Source organism: Brevundimonas sp. (genome assembly GCF_027487935.1).
Taxonomy (GTDB): domain Bacteria; phylum Pseudomonadota; class Alphaproteobacteria; order Caulobacterales; family Caulobacteraceae; genus Brevundimonas.
The window spans coordinates 1-22,770 of sequence record NZ_JAIYCP010000001.1 but is presented as its reverse complement, the minus strand read 5'-3'; the positions used below and the strand labels follow the sequence as shown (position 1 = coordinate 22,770).

Genomic DNA, 22,770 nt, shown 5'->3' with positions numbered 1-22,770 from the left:
CCAAGCCCTCAGACCGCCGTCCCCCCCACCGTCAGCCCGGCGATCTTGAGCGACGGCTGGCCGATGCCCACCGGCACGCCCTGACCGGCCTTGCCGCAGACGCCGACGCCCGGATCGAAGGCGAAGTCGTCACCGATCATCTGCACATGCTGCAGGGCCGTGGCCCCGTCACCGATCAGGGTCGCGCCCCGCACCGGCGCGGTGATCTTGCCGTCCTCGATCAGATAGGCCTCGGTGCACTGGAAGACGAACTTTCCGTTGGTGATATCCACCTGGCCGCCGCCGAAATTGGCGGCATAGAGCCCCCGCTTCGTCGAGGCGATCATGTCGGCCTGGGAGTCCTTGCCGCCCTCCATGAAGGTGTTGGTCATGCGCGGCATCGGCATATGGGCAAAGGACTGGCGCCGGCCGTTGCCGGTGGCCTTCGCGCCCAGCTGACGGGCCGACAGCCGGTCGTGCATCAGCCCGACCATGATGCCGTCCTCGATCAGGACGGTGCGCGAGGTGGGCGTGCCCTCGTCATCGACCGACAGGGAGCCGCGACGGCCTGCAATCGAACCGTCGTCGACGACCGTGACGCCCGGCGCGGCGACCCGCTTGCCCATCATGCCCGTGAAGACCGAACTGCCCTTGCGGTGGAAGTCGCCCTCGAAACCGTGGCCGATGGCCTCATGCAGCAGCACGCCCGGCCAGCCCGCGCCCAGCACCACATCCATCTCGCCGGCGGGGCAGTCGACGGCTTCCAGATTGACCAGGGCCTGACGCAGGGCCTCATCGACCTGCCACTGCCAGCGGTCGGGCGCGATCCAGGTCTCGAACCCGGCCCGGCCGCCGGCCCCGGACGAGGCGCTCTCGCGTCGGCCGTCCTTCTCGACGGTGATCGATACGTTCAGCCGGACCAGCGGGCGGATGTCGGTGACGCGGCGGCCGTCGCCGCGCAGGATCTCGATGTGACGCCGCTCGCCGACCATGCTGGCCGACACCTGAACGACGCGCGGATCGCGGGCCCGGGCCCAGGCGTCGATCTCGGTCAGCAGGGCGATCTTGTCGGAGAAGGCAGGCGAGGCGAGGGGGTCTACCGGCGCATAAAGCTGCTGGTTGGTCGCGCGCGGGCCCTCGGCGGTGATCCCGGCATGGCCGGAGCGGGCCAGGCCGGCGCTCTCGGCGGCGCGGCGGATGGCGGGGCCGCTGATCTCATTGGCATGGGCATAGCCGGCGGTCTCGCCCGCCACCACCCGCAGGCCGAAGCCCTCGCTGGCGTCATAGGCGGCGGATTTCAGCCGGCCGTCGTCGAACACCAGGGATTCGAGCTCGGACCGCTCCAGGAACAGTTCGCCGTCATCGGCCCCGGTCAGGGCCTCCTGCAGGAGGGTCAGGGCCTCATCGGCACCGACTTCGGCGGAATCGAGAATCGCGGGGAGGGATACGGGGACGGTCATGGTGCCTAAGTAGGGGCTGACCGTCCCCGCGTCACCGGGTCAGTTTTCGTCGATATCGCCGTCCCCGGAAAGCGTGCGCCTCACCTCGGCCGCCCTGCGGGTCAGGTCGACATCGCCGGAGCCCGAGATATCCACCACCGCCTTGCCGGTCGGACCGACCCGGACATCGCCGGAGCCCGAAACCTGCACATCGGCGTCCACCGTGTTCAGGGCCGTCAGATCGACGTCGCCCGCGCCGGACACATCGATCCGGACCGTGCGGGCCGCGCCGCCCCCCGTGACATCGCCCGAGCCGGACAGGATCAGGTTCAGCTGCGGCTGGTCATAGTCGCGAAGCTCCAGGTCTGCGGAACCGACCAGATCGAAACTGGTGACGGCCGGGGCCGTGACCGTGACCTTGATCCGGTCCTCTGCGCTCCAGACATGGAAGCCGTGGCCGTTCCAGCGGATGTAGCCATGCGCGGAGCCGTCTTCTTCATCCAGGGTCAGGCGGTCGCCGACGACGCGGATACGGTCGGCGAGGTCTTTCGGCCCGGTGACGACGATGCCGGGATTGGCACCCTGGACATAGACGACCTCGCCGGGGACCTCGATCTGCAGACGGTCGCCGCCGGCCCAGGTCAGGGTGCGGGTCACCTCGGGCTGGCTTCCGCCGCGCTCCATCCGGAAGTCGTCGCTGCCGACGTCATTGTCGACCAGGGACCAGGTCCAGTCATTGTGCCGGAGGTCGCCCCCGGCCAGGGCGGCCGCCCCGAGGAGTGAGCCGGTCGCCAGCACAACGCCGGCACCTGCGATGATGAAAAGGGTCTTGATCATCTTCAGCTCTCCTGGGCCGCGTCTTGGGTTGGGGTGTTCAGCGCCGGCTTGAGCAGCCGGTAGTGCAGGCGGGCGAACCAGACGACACCGTTGATCAGCCAGATGGTCAGAACGGCGGTCAGGGCGGCCAGGGTTGTCGACCCCGCCATCAGGCCCAGTCCGGCCAGGATGGCGGCGGCGGGACCGCCCGGGAAGCCGGCGAAGGGTCCGGCGACCATGATGGCACCACCGGCGATGAAGACGCCGATGGCGGCCATGAACAGGCCGAACAGAACGCCGACCACACTCATCAGGATCGGCAGCAGGAACAGGATACTGATCGCACCCAGCCCCAGGACCGCAAAGATGGCGGCCACGGCGGCGGACGGGTTCTTTTCCTGATGCCAGCGCTGGGCGCCGGCTTCGGCCCTCAGCTCGCGGGCCAGCCGATCGGGATCGCCGAGCGCGGCCGCCACCTCGGCTTCCGAGCGCCCGGCGGCGAGGCCGTCCTCAAAATGGATTTCGTAGTCCGAGGCGATGTCGGCGGCGGCGGCGGCCGGCATGCCGACCAGGCCCCGCCTCAACCGGCCCATGAATTCGGCGCGGGTCATTGTTCAGCTCCCCTTTCGGCAGTGACGTCTTCGGTGGTCCCGGCGGCGGCTGCGACAGGTGTCGCACCGTCGAGAACGGATTCGACCGCGTGGGCGAAGGCGCGCCACTCGGTCGTCTGGGCGTCGAGCGCCCGGCGGCCGGCATCGGTCAGGCGATAGTATTTGCGCGACGGCCCGGACGGCGATTCGACCAGATAGGTCTCCACCTGTCCGTCGGACTGCATCCGCCGCATCAGCGGATAGATGGTCCCTTCACCCATATCGATCGCATCCGAGAGGGTGGAGGCGATCTCATAGGCATAGCTGTCATGCCGGTTCAGCAGGGCCAGGACGCATAGCGTCAGCACCCCCTTCTTCAGCTGTATCTCAATGGCTTCAGGCACTGTCAGCCCTCCTTCTGATGCCGAGACGTATCGCAAGGTATCTGGCAACACAAGGTAGCTGTCATAACATGACGGAGAATTAATCCGGGCCTGCGCACCCCCTGCGGCGTTCAATCCATCGGCAATCGCTTGGCAAGCGCCGGAGGGGGCGATATGGACCGCCCGAACTACTGCTGTGGCCAAAGGGCCCCGGCAGGTGATTGCGATTCACTCGCAAGCGTTTGCGGCGAAACGGTTTAATGAGGATATCTCGCATGGGGATGGGCACGCGGGCCCGGGCGTTCATCGGCGGTGGCATCACCGCCCTGGGCCTGGCCGTTTTCTCCGCCACGCCGTCGTGGGCGCAGGACCTGATGGGTCAGCCCACTGACGGCAATATGGGTCTGCAGCCGGCGGCGTCGCCGCTGAAGGAGCAGGTGCATTTCTTCCACAATGCCGTGCTGATGCCGGTGATCACGGGCATCACCCTGCTGGTGCTGGGCCTGCTGATCTGGATCGTCATTCGCTACAACAAGAAATCCAATCCGGTTCCGGCCAAATGGAGCCACAACACCTTCATCGAGGTTGTCTGGACGGTCCTGCCGGTGCTGATCCTGGTCGGGATCTCGCTGTTCTCGTTCCGCCTGCTGTACGCCTATCACGACATGCCTAAGCCGGACCTGACGGTGAAGGCCACCGGCAACCAGTGGAACTGGTCCTATGAGTATCCGGACCAGGGTGTCCCCGAATACGTCTCCAACATGCTGCCGGAAGACGAGATCGCAGCCCGCGGCATGCCGCACAGCCTGTACCGCCTCGCCGCCGACGAGCCGATCGTCGTCCCGGTCGGCAAGACGGTCCGGGTTCTGGTCACCGCGACCGACGTCATCCACGCCTTCGCCCTGCCGGCCTTCGGTCTGAAGACCGACGCCATCCCCGGCCGGGTCAATGAGACCTGGTTCCGCGCCGATCGCGTCGGCACCTTCTACGGCCAGTGCTCGGAACTGTGCGGCGTCGACCACGCCTTCATGCCGATCCAGATCAATGTCGTCACCGAGGCCGAGTTCGCCGCCTGGGTCGCCTCCAAGGGTGGCTCGATGACGCCGGCGGCCCCCGCCCCGGCCACGCCGGCGGCCCCGGCAGTCGCCGGTGCACCCGCCGCCACCGATGCGGCTGTCCCCGTCGCCGCCCCCGCTCAACCCGCTGCGCCCGCCACGGCTCCCGCCGTCGCTCCGGCCGCCCAGTAACGAACCGCGAGAGCCCCACAGCTATGGCCACCGCAGCCGAAAACCTCGTCCACGACCACGACGGGCATCATGACCACAAGCCGGGTTTCTTCACCCGCTGGTTCCTGTCGACCAATCACAAGGACATCGGCACCCTCTACCTGCTGTTCGCCATCATGGCGGGCCTGGTCGGTGGTGCCCTGTCCGGTCTGATTCGCTGGGAACTGGCCGAGCCGGGCATCCAGCTGTTCCGCGAGGGCGGGCTGATCGACGGGCTTGGCCTCGTCCAGGCGTCCAAGCACGGCTACAACGTCGTCGTCACCGGCCACGCCCTGATCATGATCTTCTTCATGGTCATGCCCGCCATGATCGGCGGCTTCGGCAACTGGTTCGTACCGATCATGATCGGCGCGCCGGACATGGCCTTCCCGCGGATGAACAACATCTCCTTCTGGCTGCTGGTGGCAGCCTGGGTGCTGCTGATCGTGTCGATGTTCGTCCCGGGTGAGCCCGGCGGCGGCCTCGGCTTCGGCGGCGGCTGGACCATCTATCCGCCGCTTTCGACCAAGGGGCATCCCGGTCCGGCCATGGACCTGGCGATCTTCTCGCTCCACGTGGCCGGTGCCAGCTCGATCCTCGGCGCCATCAACTTCATCACCACCATCTTCAACATGCGCGCGCCGGGCATGACCCTGCACCGGATGCCGCTGTTCGCCTGGTCGGTGCTGATCACCGCCTTCCTGCTGCTGCTGTCCCTGCCGGTCCTGGCCGGTGCCATCACCATGCTGCTGGCCGACCGCAACTTCGGCACCAGCTTCTTCGACCCGGCCGGCGGCGGTGACCCCGTCATGTTCCAGCACCTGTTCTGGTTCTTCGGCCACCCCGAGGTCTACATCCTGATCCTGCCGGGCTTCGGCATCATCAGCCACATCGTCTCGACCTTCTCGAAGAAGCCGATCTTCGGCTACCTCGCCATGGCCTACGCCATGGTCGCCATCGGCTTTGTCGGCTTCATCGTCTGGGCGCACCACATGTATACGGTGGGCATGGGCGTGAACCTGCGCGCCTATTTCATCGCCGCGACCATGATCATCGCCGTCCCCACGGGCGTGAAGATCTTCAGCTGGATCGCGACCATGTGGGGCGGCTCCATCAGCTTCAAGACGCCCATGCTGTGGGCGATCGGCTTCATCTTCCTGTTCACGGTCGGCGGCGTGACCGGCGTGGTCCTGTCCAATGCGGGCATCGATTACAGCCTGCACGACACCTATTACGTCGTGGCCCACTTCCACTATGTGCTGTCGCTGGGCGCCGTCTTCGCCATCTTCGCGGGCTTCTACTACTGGTTCGAGAAGATGTTCGGCGTGAAGTACAACGAGTTCCTCGGCTGCCTGCATTTCTGGCTGATGTTCGTCGGTGTCAACATCATCTTCTTCCCCCAGCATTTCCTGGGCCTGCAGGGCATGCCGCGCCGCTACGTCGACTATTCGGACGGCTACGCCTACTGGAACATGGTCTCGACCTGGGGCTACGTCATCACCGTCGTCGGCGTCCTGGTCTTCCTGATCATGCTGGCCGAGGCCGCCATCCGGCGTCGTCCGGGCGTCGCCAACCCCTGGGGTGAAGGCGCCACGACCCTGGAGTGGACCCTGTCCTCGCCCCCGCCCCACCACCAGTTCAATGAACTGCCGGTGGTCAAGGACGACCAGCACTAGTCCGGACTGTCCGGACCGCGAAAAATCGGGGGCCGCTCCTTCAACAGGGGGCGGCCCTCAAGCGTTGAAAGCCCCATGACCGAACCCGCCACAGTCACCGTCTCGACGGCCCAGCCGGAAGATTTCTTCCAGCTGTTGAAGCCGCGCGTGATGTCACTGGTGATCTTCACCGCCGTGACCGGTCTGGTCGTCGCGGGCGGTGACCTTGACTGGCTGTCGGCGGCCATCGCCATCCTGTGCATCGCCGTCGGCGCCGGGGCGGCAGGGGCGCTCAACATGGCCCTGGAGGGCGAGACCGACGCCCTGATGCGGCGTACGCGGGGACGGCCCGTGGCGGCCGGACGGGTCAGCAAGAACGACGCCATGACCTTCGGCGTCATCCTGTCGGTTTTTTCGGTCATGCTGCTGGGCATGACCACCAACTGGCTGGCCGGCGGCCTGCTGTTGATGACCATCCTCTACTATGCGGTCTTCTACACCCTGCTGCTGAAGCGCCGGACGCCCCAGAACATCGTCATCGGCGGTGCCGCCGGAGCCTTTCCACCGGTCATCGGCTGGGCAGCGGCGACGGGCGAAGCTCCCTGGCAGGCCTGGCTGCTGTTCGCCATCATCTTCCTCTGGACCCCGCCGCACAGCTGGGCGCTCGCCCTTTATTCGGCCGGTGACTACGCCCGGGCGGGTATTCCCATGATGCCGGTGGCGCGCGGGGCGAAAAGCACCCGGCTGCAGATCCTGGTCTACAGTCTCGTGTTCGTGCCGGTGGCTGTCGCACCGGGCCTGCTGGGCCTCGGCGGGCCCCTGTATCTGGCGGTGTCGATCAGCGGCGGGCTGGCCTTCCTGTTCCTGGCCGTCCGTCTGTGGCGCAGTCGCGCCGGTGATCAGCCCGACAAGGCCGAGGCCGTGGGACGAGAGGCCGCATTGTATGACGTCCGCGTCGAGGCCAAACCAGCCCGCAACCTGTTCGCCTTCTCGATCCTGTACCTGATGGCTCTGTTCGCGGCCCTTCTGGTCGAGAGCATCACCGCCCTTCCCGGACTGTCATGATCATGCGTCGCCTGACTCCCGCAGAACTCTCCGCCCGCAACAAGCGCAACCTCGCCATCGCCGGTGCCCTGGTCGCCTTCATCCTGCTGGTGTTCACGGTCACCGTCCTGAACCTCAAGCGCAACATCGACGCCCGCAAGGAAGCGCTCGCGGCCGGTGCCCCTGTGGAGTACGCCCGGTGAAGAAGCCGACCTCCAACCACCTTGTTGCCATCGCCTGCGCCGCCGGCGTGATGTTCATGACCGGCGCGGCCTTCGCCGCCGTGCCCCTTTACCAGCTGTTCTGCCAGGTCACCGGCTTCGACGGCACGGTCCGCAAGGCAGACAAGGCACCGGATGTCCAGCTGGACGAGACGGTGTTGATTCGGTTCGACACCAATGTGCGCGGCCTGCCCATGACCTTCCGGGCCGAACAGGTCAGCCAGCGCGTCCACATCGGCGAGACCGGCATCGCCTATTTCGATGTGACCAATACCTCCGACCGTCCGATCAGGGCCACGGCCGGGTACAACGTCGTCCCCGAGCGGGCCGGCCCCTATTTCCAGAAGCTGCAGTGCTTCTGCTTCGAGGGGCAGACCATCCAGCCCGGCCAGACGATGAAATTCCCCGTCCAGTATTTCGTGGCACCCGAAATGGCGACCGATCGTGAAAGCCGGGGCGTAGAGGAGATCACCCTCAGCTATACCTTCTATCCCACCCAGGGCTTCGAGCAGGCTGCAAAAGCGGACATCGCTCCAAATGCCCAAGCCTCTGGCGCGGCGGGATAGCCGACGCTATAGCCTGCCCCTAACGACTCTCGACTGTTTCAAGAGACCCTGATGGCCGACGCACACGCCACTCCCCACCACGACTATCACCTGGTGAACCCCAGCCCCTGGCCGCTGATCGCCTCGATCGCGACCACCCTCATGTTCATCGGCGCTGTCGTGTGGATGAAGGGCCTTGTCGGGCCCGATGCGGGCCCGATCGCGGCCGCCCTGCTGGCCAAAGGTGACAAGGTCCTGTTCTTCGCCGGCCTGGCCGGGGTTCTGTTTTCCGCCGTCGCCTGGTGGGCGGACGTGATCAAGGAAAGCAAGGCCGGGGATCATACACCGGTGGTTTCGATCGGCCTGCGCTACGGCATGATCATGTTCATCGCCTCGGAAGTGATGTTCTTCGCCGCCTTCTTCTGGATCTTCTTCGAGATGGCGGTCTTCAACGAAGCCCGCGCCCACATCCCGGAAGTCGCCGGCTGGGCCGATACCGCCGCCGCCTGGTCGACCTGGCCGCCCAAGGGTATCGAGACCCTCGACGCCTGGCAGCTGCCGCTGCTCAACACCGTCATCCTGCTGCTCAGCGGCACGACGGTGACCTGGGCCCACCATGCGCTGCAGGTCGGTGACCGCAAGGGGGCCCGGACCGGCCTGATCATCACCGTCCTGCTCGGCATCCTGTTCACCGCGGTGCAGGTCTATGAGTACCAGCACATCCTGCACGAGCACCTGTTCTTCAACGAAGAGGCCGCGAACTCGGGGCTCTATGGCTCGATCTTCTTCATGGCGACCGGCTTCCACGGTTTCCACGTCCTGCTCGGCACCATCTTCCTCCTGGTCTGCCTGCTGCGCCTGATGGCCGGCCAGATGACCCCGCAGAAGCATTTCGGCTTCGAGGCGGCGGCCTGGTACTGGCATTTCGTGGACGTGGTCTGGCTGTTCCTCTTCGCCTTCGTCTACGTCACCTTCGGGTGACGGACGGCCCCACAGGGCTTGATCTTGAGCCGGCGCGGATCGACCCGATCCGCGCCGGACTTCTTTGTCGCTGTCCCCACTGCGGCAAGGGCCCGCTGTTCAGCGGCTTTCTCAAGGTGGTCGACCGCTGCGCCGTCTGCGGCTTCGACTTCACCCGGCTGAACACCGGCGACGGGGCCGCCATCTTCATCATGCAGATCGCCGGCGGCATCGTGGTGTTCGGAGCCCTGTTTGTGCAGGTGGCCTTCAACCCGCCGATCTGGGCCATGCTGATCGTCGCCCTGCCGCTGGTCGCCGGCCTGTCGCTCGGCCTCATGCGCCCCGGCAAGGGCGTGATGATCGCCCTTCAGATGCGCAACAAGTCGGGGCAGTCGCGCCATGACAGCTGAGGCCATGCGCCCCCGCTTCCCGTTCGGCCTGACGATCGTCTGCGCCCTTGCCCTCGCCCTGCTGTGCGGCCTCGGCGTCTGGCAGGTGCAGCGGATGCAGTGGAAGAACGGCCTGATCGACCAGGCCGAGGCCGCCGCCGCCGTTCCGCCCGCGCCGCTTGCCGCCGTGATGGCCATGCCCGATCCTGCCTTTCGCAAGGTGGCCATCGATTGCCCGGGGTTGGCCACCGCCCCCTGGGTCGAGCTTCAGACCATCCATGACGGCGAGCCCGGGGTGCGGCTGATCTCGGCCTGTCGGCCGGCCGGCTCCCCGTCGGTCTTCCTGATCGACCGCGGCTTTGTCGCCGGGACCATTTCCGCCCGCCCGCCGGTCGAGCCCTCGACGGAGTCCTTCCCGCTGGTGGCCGAGGTCCGGGAGACGCCGCCGCCGGGTCCCATGGCCCTGCCCGTCGACAAGGGACGGTTCTTCGCGCGGGACATGGCGGGGATGGCCGCGGCCCTCGGCGTGGCCGACCCCGATCCGAACACCCTGTTCGCCCTGACCTCATCCAATCCGGAGTGGCCGGCGCTCCAGCCGTCCGCCCCGCCGGCGGCCTTTTCGAACAACCATCTGGGCTATGCCCTGACCTGGTTCGGTCTGGCGCTGGCGCTGGTCGGTTTCTACATCGTGCTGCTCCGCAGAACCCTCAAGCAGCCTCGCTCCGCGAGCGAGGCGATAGGGAAAGAAGAATCCTCCTGACCGCCACCCTCCACACCCTGTCCAACGGCGTCCGCGTCGTCTGCGATCCCATGCCCGGCCTGCGCACCCTGGCCCTGACCGTCGCCGTGCGTGGCGGGGCCAAATGGGAGACCGAGGCGACCTCGGGCTGGTCCCACTGCCTCGAACATCTGGTGTTCAAGGGCGCGGGCGACATGGGCGCGCGCGAGATCGTCGAACGGATCGAGGCCGAGGGCGGCTCCCTGAACGCCTCGACCGGCTATGAGCGCACCAGTTTCGAGGTCCGCGCCCTGCACGGCTCCCTGCCGCTGGCCATGCAGGTGGTGTCCGACCTGGTCTTCCGGCCCACGCTCGACCCCGCCGAGATCGAGCGCGAGAAGGACGTGGTGGCCCAGGAGATCGCCGAGGCCTTCGACACCCCCGACGACCACGTCTTCGAAATGGCCCAGACCCGCGCCTTCGAGGGCCAGCCGCTCGGCCGGCCGATCCTCGGCTCCGTGGCCAGCCTCAAGCCCGTCACCCGCGCCGCCATCGGCGACTGGCGCGCCCGTCTGTATTCGCCGGACCGGATGGTCGTGGCCGTCTCCGGCGCGGTGGACGAGACCCAGCTTCTGGCCCTTGCGGAGCGCTGGTTCGGCACCGAGGCCTCGACCCCGGCCGAAGCACCGCCCGTGCCCCGGTTCACCGGCGGCGAAGCAGCCCTGACCCGGCGGATCGAACAGGCCAACATCGTCTTCCAGCTGCCCGCGCCTTCGGCCCGCGATCCGTCCTATGCCGCGACCCGGCTGATGAGCGAGATCCTCGGCGGCGGCATGGCCTCGCGTCTGTTCCAGAGCGCCCGCGAGGAGCGCGGCCTCGCCTATGCCATTGATGCCTGGCACGAGCCCTATGAGGACGCGGGCCTGCTGGGGATCTACGCCGGAGCCGCCGCCGACCGGGCCGTTGAGCTGGCCCAGGTGTGCGCCGCCGAACTCAGGGCCCTGGCCGAAACCGGTCCGACCGCCGCCGAATTGTCGCGTGCCAAGGCGGTGCTCAACGCCGGCCTGTGGATGTCGGACGAAAGCCCCGCCGCCCGCGCCGGCCGCGCCGCCGCCCAGGTGCTGATCTTCGGGGCCCTGATCCCGTCACAGACCATGTCGGAACGGACCCTGGCCCAGACTGTCGATACAGTCCGCAGCGCCGCCGCCGCCTCGCTGACAGCCGGGCTCTGCGCCACCGCGGTGCTGGGCCCGAAGGCGGCGGCCCCCGCCGGCGCGGCCTTCCGCGAAGCCCTTTTCGGCTAGTTCCCGGGACTCCTTGTCATCCCGAAAGCGCCGGGGCGCTGTCCGGTGTGGTTCACCTCGCCGGAACACTGCGCTAAAACAGTCCCATGGCCCTGCTGGACTGGATCAACGAAGCGACCGGGCCGGTGGTGAAGGGCCAGGGCGTGACCCTGCGTCCGCCGCGCCTGTCCGATCACGAGGCCTGGGCGGCCGAGCGGCTGGCGTCGCAAGCCTGGCTTCAGCCCTGGGAGCCCCTCTGGCCCGAGAACGATCTGACCCGGGCCGCCTTCCGGCGTCGCCTGTCGATCTATGCCCGCGAGATGGAGGCCGGCAACGCCTGGCCCTTCTTCATTTTCGCCGATTCGGATCAGTCGCTGGTGGGGGCGATAACCCTGTCCAATGTCCGGCGTGGCGTGGCCGAGACCGGCACCCTGGGCTACTGGATCGGTCGCCGTTACGCCGGTCGCGGATACGCCACGGCTGCGGCCCGGGCCATCGTCGCCTGGGCCTGCCAGGACCTGAACCTGCACCGAGTCGAGGCGGCCTGTGTGCCGGACAATACCGCCTCCCGCCGCGTGCTTGAAAAGTCAGGCTTTCATCTTGAGGGAAGGGCCCGGGCTTATCTGAAAATTAACGGCGTTTGGGCAGATCATCTTCTGTTCGGTCTCGTCAATGACGGGGTCGGACTCGGCGGCTGATTCCGGCCGTCCTGTCGGGACCCTTCAGGCGTTTGAACACTCGCTCCAGAAGTCTGGCTTGGGACGCGACGACGGCCATTGAGGCGTTGGCCGCCGCGGACACCGCCCTGTGGATCTGGACCCCGTCCGAGGACCAGATGCGCTTTACCGGCGCGACGCGGTCTCTCGGCCTCGGTCCGCTGGCCCCGGAGTGCTCGGGGGCGGCCTTCACCGCCGTGGCCATTCCCCAGGATCGGGCGCTGGCCGAGAAGATTCTCAAGCCGCAGGCCGAGGGCACCGAGGTCGCCGTCCGCCTGCGCATGCGGGACTCAGAGACCTGCATCTGGCGTGGCGTCTGGCTCGAGGACGGGCTGCGCGCGGCCGGCGTCGTCGCCCTGGAAACGAAATTCGCCGCCTCCCACCTCGACCGGCTGACAGGTCTGCTCGACCGTCGCACCTTCCTCGCCCGCGCCGGGGAGCAGCTGGTCCAGCCCGGCGACTATGAGCTGGTGGTGGCCGACGTCGACCGCCTGCGCCGTCTCAATGAGGCCCTGGGCCATGAGCGCACCGATCTGGTTCTGGCCGCCCTCGGATCACGCCTGAACGCCGCCTTCGCCAAGGACGCCCATGCCGCCCGCATCGGCGAGGACGAGTTCGCCGTCCTCGCCTCGCGCGGCAGCGGCACCGTGGCCGAGCGGGTGCGCGAGGCCCTCGAACAGCCCCTGCGCGTCGCCGGCTTCGACATCTATCCGACCGTCTCGATCGGTTCGGCCCAGGCCGAGGGTGGGCTGGACGCGCCGGATCCCGCCGAGCTTCTGCGTCGGGTCGAACTGGCGGTCGAACAGGCCAAGACCGCAGGCCGCGGCGGCGCCGCCGCCTATGGCCGTGCCCTGGAAAGCGACAGCCTGTCCCGGCTGGCCATGGAGGCCGACCTGCGCAACGCTTTCCTGCGTGGTGAGATCGAGGCCTTCTATCAGCCGGTCGTCAATCTGCTGACCGGGGCTGTGGCCGGGTTCGAGGCCCTGGCCCGCTGGCGCCACCCCCGGCGGGGTGTTGTCCCGCCCGATGAATTCCTCGGCCTCGCCGACGAGATGGGCCTGATGAACGATCTCGGCCTGCTGATGATGACCCAGGCCGCGCGTCAGCTGGCCGAATGGCTGGTCCGCCATCCGTCCGCGGGCAAGCTGTTCTGCAGCGTCAATCTTTCGGTCGGCGAGATCGAGCGGCCCAATCTGGTCGAGGACGTGACCCGGATCATCGCCGAGGCGGGCCTGCCCCGCGGCGCGCTGAAGCTGGAGGTCACCGAGGGCGACATCATGCGCGATACCACCCGCGCGGCCGACACCCTGACCCGGCTGCGCGCGGCCGGCGCCTCCCTGGCGCTCGACGACTTCGGCACCGGCTTCAGCTCCCTGACCTGGCTGGCCAAACTGCCGTTCGATACGCTGAAGATCGACCGCTATTTCGTTCTGACCATGGACAAGGACGAGGGCTCGGCCAAGATCGTCAAATCGGTGGTCAACCTCGGCCGCGACCTGTCGCTGGAAGTCGTCGCCGAGGGCGTCGAAAACGCCAGCCTCGCCAAACTCCTGCTCGACGCCCAGTGCCACTACGGCCAGGGCTTCGGCTACGCACCCGCCCTGCCGGCCCAGGAGGCCGAGGTCTATCTGAACGAGTCCCTCGCCGACGGCACGGCCCCGATCAAGGCGCGGTCGGCCTAGGGCGGGGGTACGCCGGCCTCGCGCCGGTTGATCCGCGCATGCAAGTCTTGCTAGAATAACATCGTTCGACCTCTCGGAGGAGACGATATGCACCGGATAACGACCGCGCTCATTGGCTTGCTGGCGCTGGGCGCCTGCGCCTCCACCCCGACCTACCGGATCAACTTTCTCGACCAGCCTGTCGAGGTCGCGGTCGCCCGCTACGGGCAACCTGACACCGTTCTGGACATGCCGGACGGACGCCGCCAGTACCAGTGGAGCAAGCGGCGGACCGATCACGTCGGCGAGCAGATCATCCGGGAGACATGCCGGCACACGATTTATGCGCGCTGGAATGACGCCGCCAATGACTGGATACTGATGAGCCGGAAGCCCTCGGTCAGGTGTCCCTGAAGTCGGCTGTGGTGCCCTGACGGGTCGAAACCCGGCTCGGCCTCAGGCCCGTCCGCTCTGCCCCGACAGCTGCGCCGGATCGATGCCCAGACCCGACACCGCCCTGGCCCATTTCCCGTCGTAGTCGGCGTCGAAGATCAGCTCCGGGTCGGCATCGGCCGTCAGCCAGACGTTCTCGCCCAACTCATCCTCCAGCTGACCCTCGCCCCAGCCGGCATAGCCCAGCAGCAGCACCGACCGGTGCGGCCCCGCCGCCGGGTCCACCATGGCCGCCAGGGCCTCGCGCGTGCCCGTCATCGCCAGACCCTCGGCAAAGGCCAGGGAGGCGTCGTCGATCAGCCAGTCGTCGGTGTGCAGCACAAAGCCGCGCTCCCGCTCCACCGGTCCGCCGATCAGCACCCGCCGCCTGGCCGCCTCGTCCGGGGCCTGGGTCTTCAGCTTGTCGAGCACCTTCTTCAGGTCCACCCCCGGCGCCGGCCGGTCCAGCCTCAGGCCCATGGCGTGGTCCGGCCGATGGGCGCAGATCAGGATCACGGCGTGTTCGAACCGGCTGTCGCTGATGCCCGGCATGGCCACCAGCAGTCGTCCGACCAGGGATTGGAATTCGACCATGACCTTATCATCGGCACGCCGGCCCGCGGACGCAAGGCGACGAAAGGACATGATCGGCTTGGCGTCGCGAACCACAACCCCTATCTGGGCGTTGACGCACTGTCCCACATCCTCCCGGAGCCCCCCATGACCGTCCAGATCGGCGACCGCATCCCCTCGGCCACCCTGACCCGCGCCACTGACGACGGCCCCAAGCCCGTCACCACCGACGACCTCTTCTCCGGCAAGACCGTGGCCCTGTTCGCCGTGCCCGGTGCCTTCACCCCGACCTGCTCGGCCCGCCACCTGCCGGGCTTCAAGGACCACCGCGAAGAGATGGCGGCCAAGGGCGTCGACACCATCGCCTGCATCTCGGTCAATGACGCCTTCGTCATGGGTGCCTGGGCCGACAGCCAGGGCATAGGCAAGGACGAGATCGTCATGCTGGGCGACGGCAACGGCGATCTGACCCGCCAGCTGGGCCTGACCATGGACGCCAAGGGCTTCGGCATGGGCGAGCGTTCGCAGCGCTATTCCATGATCGTCAAGGACGGCGTGGTCAGCCAGCTGAACGTCGAACAGCCCGGCGAATTCCGCGTCTCCTCCGCCGAACACCTTCTGGCGCAGCTGTAGGGGCTAAATCCTCCCCCATCGGGGGAGGGGGACCATCCGAAGCCGAAGGCGAAGGATGGTGGAGGGGCACTGGCGGCAGCTTCACGGCCCCTCCGTCACGGCGCGAAGCCGCGCCGCGCCACCTCCCCCGATGGGGGAGGACTTTACCGCGGATGTCCCCGAAGTCCGCCTAGGCCGCGACGGGTTCCGCCTCGGCGACCTCGTCAGCCTGCGCCAGGGTCATCACATGGGTGACGGCCCCCAGCAGCATCGGCGGGGTGATCGGCTTGGACACAAAATAGGTCATGCCGGCCTCGGTGCAGGCGGCGATGTCGTCCGGCGCTGTATCAGCGGTGACGGCGATGATCGGCACCCCGGCGTTGGGGCCACCTCCGGCGCGGATCCGTCGTGTGGCCTCGCGGCCATCCATCTCGGGCATCCGCACATCCATGAAGATCAGGTCGAAGGCGGTCTGCTCGCAGATACTGACCGCCGTCAGGCCGTCGGCCGCTGTGGCGATATCGCAGCCCAACGGCTGCAGGATCAACTGGAGGGCGCGTCGGTTGATGTCATGGTCGTCGACCACCAGCACCCGCATCGGCCGGCCTTCGTCCGCCTCGCTGTCGTCCAATACCCCTTCCGGGTCCTGGTGCGCCACAGGCTCAACCCGGGCCGGGGATGAGGTCGTTTCCATAGCCGGCGAATGGCCCGACGGGTTTCGAACGGTCGAGCCCGGCATGCGGTCGGGCAGGGCCCGGGCGACGGCGTCGCGGCTCTCACGGTCGAGCGTCGTCGGGGCGGCTTCTGCCCGCTGGGCCTGCAGCAGGAACAGCGACAGGGTGAAGCTGGTGCCGGTGCCCGGACTGCTGCGAACGGTCAACCGTCCACCCATCAGTTCTGCAAGCTGGCGGCTGATGGCAAGGCCCAGTCCGGTGCCGCCGTGAAGCGCGCTGACTCCCGACAGGGTCTGATCGAATGGCGTGAACAGCCGGTCGAGCTGGTCGTCGGTCATGCCCGGGCCGGTGTCCTCGACAGTGATCAGCACCGCATGGCCACCGGGCTCCTCGCTCCAGGCCTCGAGACGCAGGGTGATCGAGCCCGTCCCGGTGAATTTCATCGCGTTGGAGACGAGGTTGTTGAGGATCTGGCGCACCCGCAGCGGATCGCCCCGGACGGCGGCCGGGATCGATGCTGCGCCCTCGACCCGCAGTTTCAGGCCCTTGCCCCGGATCGGGCCGCGCCACAGTCGCATCGTCTGTGTCAGCAGGCTGCGCAGGTTGAAGTCCACATGGTCGACCGTCATGTGGCCGGCGTCCAGCTTGGCGTGATCCAGCAGGTCGTCCAGCATGGCCTTCATCATGAGGCTGGCGTCGGTGATCAGAAGGGCCTGGGACCGGGCAGCAGCATCCGATGCTCCATTTTCCAGCTCCGCAGCGCCGGTCAGGATGGCGCTGATCGGGGTTCGCAGGTCGTGGCCGATCGCGGCCAGGAAGGCGCTGCGACCGGCCAGGATTTGTTCGGCCTCCAGCCGTTTGGCCTGGGCCTCGACGCGGGCCGCACGCTCCGACTGGTGCGCCCGGTTCATGCGCCTCCAGGTCGACAGGCAGAAGGTGACAAAGGCACCGGCACAGAAGGCGGCGACGGTCAGCATGCTGGACGTCGCTCCCTCGGTGGCCATGAACACCGGCGTCATCGCCAGAAGCAGCAGGGGCCAGGAAGCGGTCAGCAGCATCACCGACCCTGAGCTTGAGGCATTGCCCAATGCGTAGATGGCCGCCCCCGCAAGCAGCAGGATCGCGCAGACGCCTCCGGCGGGACCACCGATGAGCCAGAGCGCTATGGACAGGCTGCAGAAAAAGGCCGCGTTCAGGACCAGGGAAATCCAGGACGCGACGCGTCGGGCACCGGACAACCGGTCGGTCTTGCCGGCGGTGATCGGGGTAAAGATCCAGAGGTCCAGCAGCTGGACGGCGAAATAGCCGACCACCCAGCCCAGGCTCAGTGGCCAACCCAGGACCGGACTGAAGATCAAGGCAAGAGCCACGGCAAGGCCGAGCCGCTGCAGCAGGGACTTGCGCCTTTGGCGGATCGCCCTGGCCCAGTCGCCGGAATCAGCGACGGCCGCACCGGGAGGCATGTCGTCTGCTGCTTTCGCCATGCGGCTCCCCGAAACGGGCGTTTCTGCCCCACCCGGGATCATGACCGGCTCGCCCTAACGCTCCGTCAACGGGCGGCTGAAACAGCCTCTGCGACGGTGGAAAATCCCTCGGCACGCAGCCGCGCGGCGAGGTCGCGCTTGATCCGTCCGATCAGTCCCGGCCCCTCATAGATCAGGGCGGAATACAGCTGGACGGCGCAGGCCCCGGCCCGGATGCGGGCCCAGGCCTCGGCGCCGCTGTCGATGCCGCCCGCCGCGATCAGGGGCAGCCGCCCCCCACCGGCCTCGGCCGCGGCGCGCAGGGCGGAGCCGGATCGCGCCTTCAGCGGCGCGCCCGACAGGCCTCCCGCCTCGGCCCGGTCACGCGACCGCAGGCTGTCGGGCCGGTCCAGGGTGGTGTTTGACACAATCAGGGCGTCGATCCGGTGATCGAGGCTGGCCTCAACGATCAGGCCGATCTCGGCCGGGGTCAGATCCGGTGCGATCTTGAGGAAGACCGGCGTCGGGTCTGTGCCCCGCGCCTCGGCCAGCCGCCCCAGCAGGTCGTCCAGCGCCGCCCGTCCCTGCAGGGCGCGCAGGCCCGGCGTATTGGGCGAGGAGACATTGACCGTGACATAGTCGGCCAGACCCTTCAGCCGGATCAGCCCCGCGACATAGTCCGCCGCCTTGTCCTCCGTATCCTTGTTGGCCCCCAGATTGGCACCGATCACGGCCTTGCGCGGCCGGGCCGCCAGCCGGCCGGCAAAGGCCTCCAGACCGGCGTTGTTGAACCCCATCCGGTTGATGATCGCCCGGTCCTCGCTCAGGCGGAACAGGCGCGGTTTCGGATTGCCCGGCTGGGCCAGGGGAGTCACCGAGCCGCATTCGACAAAGCCAAAGCCGAGCCGTGACAGGCCGTGCAGGGCCTCGCCGTTCTTGTCCAGACCGGCGGCCAGCCCGACGGGATTGGGCAGGTGCAGACCGGCGACGGTGGTGGCAAGGATGGGGTCATCCGCCCGCGCGGGCGGCAGGGGAGCCAGTTGCAGGGCCCGGATCGCGAGGCCGTGGGCCGTCTCCGGGTCGATTGTGCGCAGCAGGGCGGCACCGATGTCGGTCACGGCCATCCGATCGCTCCATCCTCGAAGTGCATGACGCCGTCGGTATCGACCGACAGGCCGCGTTGCGGCGCGTCGGCGCTGGCGGGCAGGGGGGTGAACAGATGCGGGAACAGGTCGCCGCCGCGCGACGGCTCCCATTTCAGGGCCGCGCCGAGCGGGGCGAGGTCGACCTCGACCAGCACCAGCTCGCGCCGCCCGGCGTAGTGCCGCCGCGCCGTCTCCGCCAACTGCGCCGCCGTCGACATATGGATATAGCCGTCGGCCCGGTCGACCGCCGACCCGGCATAGGCACCGGCGGCCAGCGCGGCGATCCATTCGCTGCGATCGACCAGCTTGTAGGCGACCCCGCTCATTGGCCGCCCAGATCGCGCGGCTGGATGAAGCCTTCGAAGCTGCAGCGGCCGGCGACGTCGACGGAGAAGATCGCGGCCGCGCCCGGCGGGAAGCCGCCGCTCATCCGGTCCAGCACCGCCGGCGAGGCGGCCCCCTCGACCAGATAGTCCACGGCCAGCAGATGAATGCCGGGATTATGGGCCACGACCATCAGGCAACCGGCCTCATCCTCGACCGCCTCGATGTAGCGACGCAGGGTTTCGGAGCCGCCATTGTAGAGGGGCTCGTCTTCCCGCACCTGCACGTCGCCGAAGGCATCATGCAGCAGCTCCCAGGTCTGGCGGGTGCGGGCGGCCGGCGAGACCAGCGCCAGATCGGGGCGCATGCCACGCCCGGCCAGGGCGCGCGCCATGGCGGCGGCATCCTTTCGACCCCGGCCGGACAGGACCCGGTCGCGGTCCCGACCGGAACCGGCGGCCGGCTCCGCCTCGGCGTGACGCATCAGGATCAGTCGCTGCATGGGCAGGGCTTTAAGGGCGTTCGCCGTTTCCCGCCAGATCACTGTCCGACAGATCGCGTGGTGATCGCGAGGCGGGCTGGGGCTGGAGCGCGGGTGCCATCACCGGCACCGTTGCCACCGCCCCGCCCGGGCGGATCCGGGCATAGGCCTGCCGGGTCGCCTCCAGCAGGATGACGCCCGCCGCCCCCGGCATGATACGCTTGCCGATCTGTTCCAGTCCGTCGGCGAGGGGCAGCAAGGGACCCCAGGGCGGCACATAGAGAGTCTGTGACCAGGCCGTGGGCTCCAGTCCCGCTGCCCGCACCAGCCGCTCCAGCTGACGGCGCGTGAAGGGCTGTCCGTATCCGAACGGGGTCGACTCGGATCGTGCCCACAACCCGCCCCGGGCCGCCGCCACCAGGATGATCCGTCCGGCCGGAGACAGGGCGCGCACCGCCTCGTTCATCAGGGCCTGGGCGTCGTCCGCCTCCTCCAGGGCATGGATCATCAGGATGCGGTCGAACGATCCGGCCGCAAAGGGCAGGCGTCGGTCATCGACCAGAAGGGTGCGGTTCTTGCCTGCCGCCGGCCAGGGTTCGACACCCTGACCGCCCGGCATGGCGGCGACCACCCGCCGCGCGCCGACGAAGGCGTCCAGCCAGGGCGTGGCATAACCGAGACCCAGCACATCGCTGTTGGTCGCCTCGCCCCAGGCGTCCTCGAGCCGACGCGCCAGCAGCCGCCGCGCCAGGGCACCGGCGGGCTCGCCGTAGAAGGTCCGGAGTTCCTCGATACTGCGCCGCATGGCTGCACCATAGGCCGCGCCGGGGGCGGCTGCTAGAAGACCCGTATGACCCTCGATGTGCGCCTCTTCCCCTGCCTCACCGACAACTACGGCCTGCTGGTCCGGGATCGGGACAGCGGCAGGGTGGCGACGATCGACACACCCGACGCGGACGCCATCCTGGCCGAGCTGGAGCGATCGGGCTGGGGTCGGCTGGACCTGATCCTCAACACCCACTGGCATCCCGATCACACCCAGGGCAACGCCCGGCTGAAGGCCGAAACCGGCTGCGAGATCGTCGGCCCCGAAGAGGTCCGCCGCGCCGCGCCGCTCGACCGGGTCGTGGCGGGGGGCGACACGGTCATGCTGGGCGGGACGGCCCTGGAGGTGACCGACACGCCCGGCCATACCCTCGGCCACATCGTCTATCGCTCGCCCGCAGACGCCCAGGCCTTCGTCGGCGACGTGCTGTTCAACCTCGGTTGCGGACGGCTGTTCGAGGGAACCCCGGCCCAGATGTGGAACAGCCTGCAGACCCTGGCGGCCTGGCCCGATGAGACGGTCGTCTGGTGCGCCCATGAATACACCGCCGCCAACGCCCGCTTCGCCCTCAGCGTCGATGACCGGCCGGAAATGGCGGCCCGGGCGGCGGAGATTTTCGCGATGCGCGAGCGGGGCGAGGCGACGGTCCCGACCACCATCGGCGCGGAAAAGGCCTTCAATCCCTTCCTGCGCGCGGGCGATGCCGAAACCTTTGCCGCCGTCCGGGCGGCCAAGGACGTGTTCTAGCGACGACCGCCTTCGGTCGGGCCAAGGAAGGCCTGGATCACCCGCGCCGAGGACGGACGCCCCGCCAGGCCTTCATCGGGATCGACCGTCACCACCAGCCGTCCCCCGATATAGGTGACCGAGGCGCGATCACCCTCGATGATGGTGATGGTGGTCAGCCGGTCGAGGCTTTGTCGGGCCGTCGGCGAGCGGGCAATGCGCAGGACGGCGTCGGTCGTCACGATCAGCGCCTCCACGCACAGGGACTCGGAACGCTCGCCCGTCAGATTGATGGCGACCAGACGGCCGAGGGCCTGGCTGATCATGTCGCTCCGCCGCGCCATCAGGCTCCATAGCTGCAGGGGGCCGAGGGTCGGCGGCGACAGGCTCTGGCCCGGACCGGACAGGGAGGCGGGCGATCCGCCGGGCGCGAGGGGCGTATAGACGGTCATGCCGCCGCCGGGTGTCACCCGCAGCAGCTGGTCGCCGGCGTCATTGCGATAGATCACATCCCCGCGGGGCGCGGCCGTGGGCCGCAGCACCCAGGTCTCGTCGCGCCGGTCGAAGCGCAGCAGGGGCCGCTGGCCTGACCGGTCCAGAATGAAGGCCTCGCCGGACTCAGCCACATAACGGCCGGTCGGCGGCACCGCCCGCGCCTCAACGGCGTTGCGGTTGCGCAGCGACTGACTCTGCTCGGCCTGGGCATTGCCCTGGTTCTGGGCCTGGGCCTGTGAAGCGGTGGACAGCGAAGACAGCGCCGCCGCGGCGAGGGCAATCGCCATCGCCGCCGGAAGCGGCGTTCGCGCCCTTCTGACCCTCACCGTCAACTCCATGGGGCGGAGTCGTGCAATCGGCCCGCGGCGGATTTTGGGCAGGACCCGGTCAGCCGACCAGATACTGCCCTCCGTTCAGCGACAGGGTGCAGCCTGTGACATATCCGGCACGTTCCCCGGCCAGCCAGGACACCATGTCGGCGATTTCCTCGCCTTTTCCGAGTCGCCCGACCGGAATCTGGGCGATGATCCCCGCCAGGACCTTCTCGTCCATGGCCCCGACCATTTCGGTGTCGATATAGCCCGGCGCGATACAGTTCACCGTCACGCCCTTGCGAGCATTTTCCAGCGCCAGCGCCTTGGTGAAGCCGATCATCCCGGCCTTGGCCGCCGAATAGTTGGTCTGGCCGATCTGGCCCTTCTGTCCGTTGATCGAGCTGATGTTGACGATCCGGCCGAAGCCGCGGTCGCGCATGCCGTTGATCACCTGGCGCGTCATGTTGAAGACGCTGTCCATGTTCACCCGGATGACGTCGGACCATTGCTCCGAGCTCATCTTGTGGAAGAAGCCGTCGCGGGTGATGCCGGCATTGTTGATCAGGATGTCGACCGGTCCCAGCTCGGCCTCGACCTCCTGCACCGCCCGGGCGCAGTCGTCATAGGATCCGACATTGCCCTTGACCACCATGACGCCCAGCTCTTTCGCGGTCGCCTCGGCGGCCTCGACATTGCCGGAATAGCCTGCGGCGACCAGCATGCCGTCTTCCTTCAGACGCTGAACGATCGCCTTGCCGATGCCGCGGGTCCCACCCGTGACCAGAGCCACTCGAGCCATGTGCGTTTCCTTGTTCCAAGCATGGCCCTCACGGGTGGGGGGCCTTCATGGAAATGTTTAACGACAGGAGGGCGCCGGGGCTAGGGCTTAGGGCTTAGGGAGTAGGGCCGGGCAAAACGCCGCCGCCTTTCGCCCCGATCTTCGGCCCCTAAGCCCTAAGCCCTAAGCCCTAAGCCCTAAGCCCTAAGCCCTAAGCCCTAAGCCCTAAGCCCTAAGCCCTAAGCCCTAAGCCCTAAGCCCTA

General features: G+C 68.0%; 26 protein-coding genes. 14 read left to right on the top strand and 12 right to left on the bottom strand.

The window, feature by feature from the left end:
- Positions 1-8 precede the first annotated feature (8 nt).
- The 4 genes from tldD to Q0053_RS00115 are packed head-to-tail and all read right to left on the bottom strand — an operon-like array spanning position 9 to position 3,228.
- Complete coding sequence (tldD, locus tag Q0053_RS00130; protein ID WP_298094310.1) at positions 9-1,439, bottom strand: metalloprotease TldD; 1,431 nt, start codon at positions 1,437-1,439, stop codon at positions 9-11.
- A gap of 39 nt (positions 1,440-1,478) precedes the next feature.
- Positions 1,479-2,255 (bottom strand): DUF2807 domain-containing protein, encoded by a 777-nt coding sequence (locus tag Q0053_RS00125; RefSeq protein ID WP_298094307.1) that lies wholly within the window; start codon positions 2,253-2,255, stop codon positions 1,479-1,481.
- A gap of 2 nt (positions 2,256-2,257) precedes the next feature.
- Positions 2,258-2,845: a DUF1700 domain-containing protein gene (locus Q0053_RS00120; RefSeq protein WP_298094303.1), complete on the bottom strand. Its 588-nt coding sequence runs from the start codon at positions 2,843-2,845 to the stop codon at positions 2,258-2,260.
- A complete protein-coding gene (locus Q0053_RS00115; protein ID WP_298094300.1) occupies positions 2,842-3,228 on the bottom strand; it encodes a PadR family transcriptional regulator in 387 nt (128 codons plus the stop codon). The genes Q0053_RS00120 and Q0053_RS00115 overlap by 4 nt, the downstream gene beginning before the upstream one ends.
- Positions 3,229-3,482: 254 nt before the next feature.
- On the opposite strand from Q0053_RS00115, the gene coxB reads away from it, so the two are divergent.
- The 12 genes from coxB (at position 3,483) to Q0053_RS00055 (ending at position 14,078) form a co-directional block, all read left to right on the top strand.
- A complete protein-coding gene (gene coxB / locus Q0053_RS00110) occupies positions 3,483-4,454 on the top strand; it encodes a cytochrome c oxidase subunit II (RefSeq protein WP_298094298.1) in 972 nt (323 codons plus the stop codon).
- Between the two features lie 23 nt (positions 4,455-4,477).
- Positions 4,478-6,148, top strand: a complete 1,671-nt coding sequence (gene ctaD / locus Q0053_RS00105; protein ID WP_298094294.1) for a cytochrome c oxidase subunit I — start codon at positions 4,478-4,480, stop codon at positions 6,146-6,148.
- A gap of 75 nt (positions 6,149-6,223) precedes the next feature.
- Positions 6,224-7,192, top strand: coding sequence for a heme o synthase (locus tag Q0053_RS00100; protein WP_298094291.1), 969 nt, complete (start codon positions 6,224-6,226; stop codon positions 7,190-7,192).
- Between the two features lie 2 nt (positions 7,193-7,194).
- Positions 7,195-7,374, top strand: coding sequence for a hypothetical protein (locus tag Q0053_RS00095; protein ID WP_298094288.1), 180 nt, complete (start codon positions 7,195-7,197; stop codon positions 7,372-7,374).
- Between the two features lie 50 nt (positions 7,375-7,424).
- Complete coding sequence (locus Q0053_RS00090; RefSeq protein WP_298094351.1) at positions 7,425-7,958, top strand: cytochrome c oxidase assembly protein; 534 nt, start codon at positions 7,425-7,427, stop codon at positions 7,956-7,958.
- A 51-nt stretch (positions 7,959-8,009) separates the two neighbouring features.
- A complete protein-coding gene (locus Q0053_RS00085) occupies positions 8,010-8,918 on the top strand; it encodes a cytochrome c oxidase subunit 3 (RefSeq protein ID WP_298094285.1) in 909 nt (302 codons plus the stop codon).
- Positions 8,915-9,307, top strand: a complete 393-nt coding sequence (locus tag Q0053_RS00080; protein WP_298094280.1) for a DUF983 domain-containing protein — start codon at positions 8,915-8,917, stop codon at positions 9,305-9,307. Before Q0053_RS00085 ends, Q0053_RS00080 begins: the two co-directional genes overlap by 4 nt.
- Before the next feature lie 4 nt (positions 9,308-9,311).
- Positions 9,312-10,046, top strand: coding sequence for an SURF1 family protein (locus tag Q0053_RS00075; RefSeq protein WP_298094277.1), 735 nt, complete (start codon positions 9,312-9,314; stop codon positions 10,044-10,046).
- Between the two features lie 50 nt (positions 10,047-10,096).
- On the top strand, positions 10,097-11,308 hold the full coding sequence (locus Q0053_RS00070; protein ID WP_298094274.1) for a pitrilysin family protein: 1,212 nt from the start codon (positions 10,097-10,099) through the stop codon (positions 11,306-11,308).
- Between the two features lie 86 nt (positions 11,309-11,394).
- Positions 11,395-11,985: a GNAT family protein gene (locus tag Q0053_RS00065; RefSeq protein WP_298094271.1), complete on the top strand. Its 591-nt coding sequence runs from the start codon at positions 11,395-11,397 to the stop codon at positions 11,983-11,985.
- A gap of 32 nt (positions 11,986-12,017) precedes the next feature.
- Positions 12,018-13,685, top strand: coding sequence for a bifunctional diguanylate cyclase/phosphodiesterase (locus Q0053_RS00060; protein WP_298094268.1), 1,668 nt, complete (start codon positions 12,018-12,020; stop codon positions 13,683-13,685).
- A gap of 87 nt (positions 13,686-13,772) precedes the next feature.
- A complete protein-coding gene (locus Q0053_RS00055; protein WP_298094266.1) occupies positions 13,773-14,078 on the top strand; it encodes a hypothetical protein in 306 nt (101 codons plus the stop codon).
- A gap of 42 nt (positions 14,079-14,120) precedes the next feature.
- Here Q0053_RS00055 and Q0053_RS00050 read toward each other — a convergent pair whose 3' ends face one another.
- Complete coding sequence (locus Q0053_RS00050; RefSeq protein ID WP_298094264.1) at positions 14,121-14,690, bottom strand: YqgE/AlgH family protein; 570 nt, start codon at positions 14,688-14,690, stop codon at positions 14,121-14,123.
- Between the two features lie 126 nt (positions 14,691-14,816).
- Between Q0053_RS00050 and Q0053_RS00045 the strand changes: the two genes are divergently transcribed.
- The gene (locus tag Q0053_RS00045) at positions 14,817-15,302 is read left to right on the top strand and encodes a peroxiredoxin (RefSeq protein WP_298094263.1); all 486 of its coding nucleotides are present in this window, start codon (positions 14,817-14,819) and stop codon (positions 15,300-15,302) included.
- A 169-nt stretch (positions 15,303-15,471) separates the two neighbouring features.
- Here Q0053_RS00045 and Q0053_RS00040 read toward each other — a convergent pair whose 3' ends face one another.
- The 5 genes from Q0053_RS00040 to Q0053_RS00020 all read right to left on the bottom strand — a co-directional run bounded on the left by Q0053_RS00040 (position 15,472) and on the right by Q0053_RS00020 (position 20,173).
- Positions 15,472-17,439, bottom strand: coding sequence for an ATP-binding protein (locus Q0053_RS00040; RefSeq protein ID WP_298094261.1), 1,968 nt, complete (start codon positions 17,437-17,439; stop codon positions 15,472-15,474).
- 65 nt (positions 17,440-17,504) lie between these two features.
- Complete coding sequence (locus Q0053_RS00035) at positions 17,505-18,542, bottom strand: quinone-dependent dihydroorotate dehydrogenase (RefSeq protein ID WP_298094260.1); 1,038 nt, start codon at positions 18,540-18,542, stop codon at positions 17,505-17,507.
- Positions 18,533-18,889 (bottom strand): DUF952 domain-containing protein, encoded by a 357-nt coding sequence (locus tag Q0053_RS00030; protein ID WP_298094259.1) that lies wholly within the window; start codon positions 18,887-18,889, stop codon positions 18,533-18,535. The genes Q0053_RS00035 and Q0053_RS00030 overlap by 10 nt, the downstream gene beginning before the upstream one ends.
- Entirely contained in the window at positions 18,886-19,389 is a 504-nt protein-coding gene (locus Q0053_RS00025; protein WP_298094257.1) for a histidine phosphatase family protein, read from the bottom strand. Before Q0053_RS00025 ends, Q0053_RS00030 begins: the two co-directional genes overlap by 4 nt.
- A 10-nt stretch (positions 19,390-19,399) precedes the next feature.
- Positions 19,400-20,173: a class I SAM-dependent methyltransferase gene (locus tag Q0053_RS00020; protein ID WP_298094255.1), complete on the bottom strand. Its 774-nt coding sequence runs from the start codon at positions 20,171-20,173 to the stop codon at positions 19,400-19,402.
- A 45-nt stretch (positions 20,174-20,218) separates the two neighbouring features.
- On the opposite strand from Q0053_RS00020, the gene gloB reads away from it, so the two are divergent.
- Positions 20,219-20,941, top strand: a complete 723-nt coding sequence (gene gloB, locus Q0053_RS00015) for a hydroxyacylglutathione hydrolase (RefSeq protein WP_298094253.1) — start codon at positions 20,219-20,221, stop codon at positions 20,939-20,941.
- Here the strand turns inward: gloB and Q0053_RS00010 are convergent.
- Both Q0053_RS00010 and phbB read right to left on the bottom strand, forming a co-directional pair.
- Positions 20,938-21,702: a DUF4908 domain-containing protein gene (locus tag Q0053_RS00010; protein ID WP_298094251.1), complete on the bottom strand. Its 765-nt coding sequence runs from the start codon at positions 21,700-21,702 to the stop codon at positions 20,938-20,940. The genes gloB and Q0053_RS00010 overlap by 4 nt on opposite strands.
- Positions 21,703-21,802: 100 nt before the next feature.
- On the bottom strand, positions 21,803-22,528 hold the full coding sequence (gene phbB / locus Q0053_RS00005; RefSeq protein WP_298094249.1) for an acetoacetyl-CoA reductase: 726 nt from the start codon (positions 22,526-22,528) through the stop codon (positions 21,803-21,805).
- Positions 22,529-22,770: the final 242 nt, after the last annotated feature.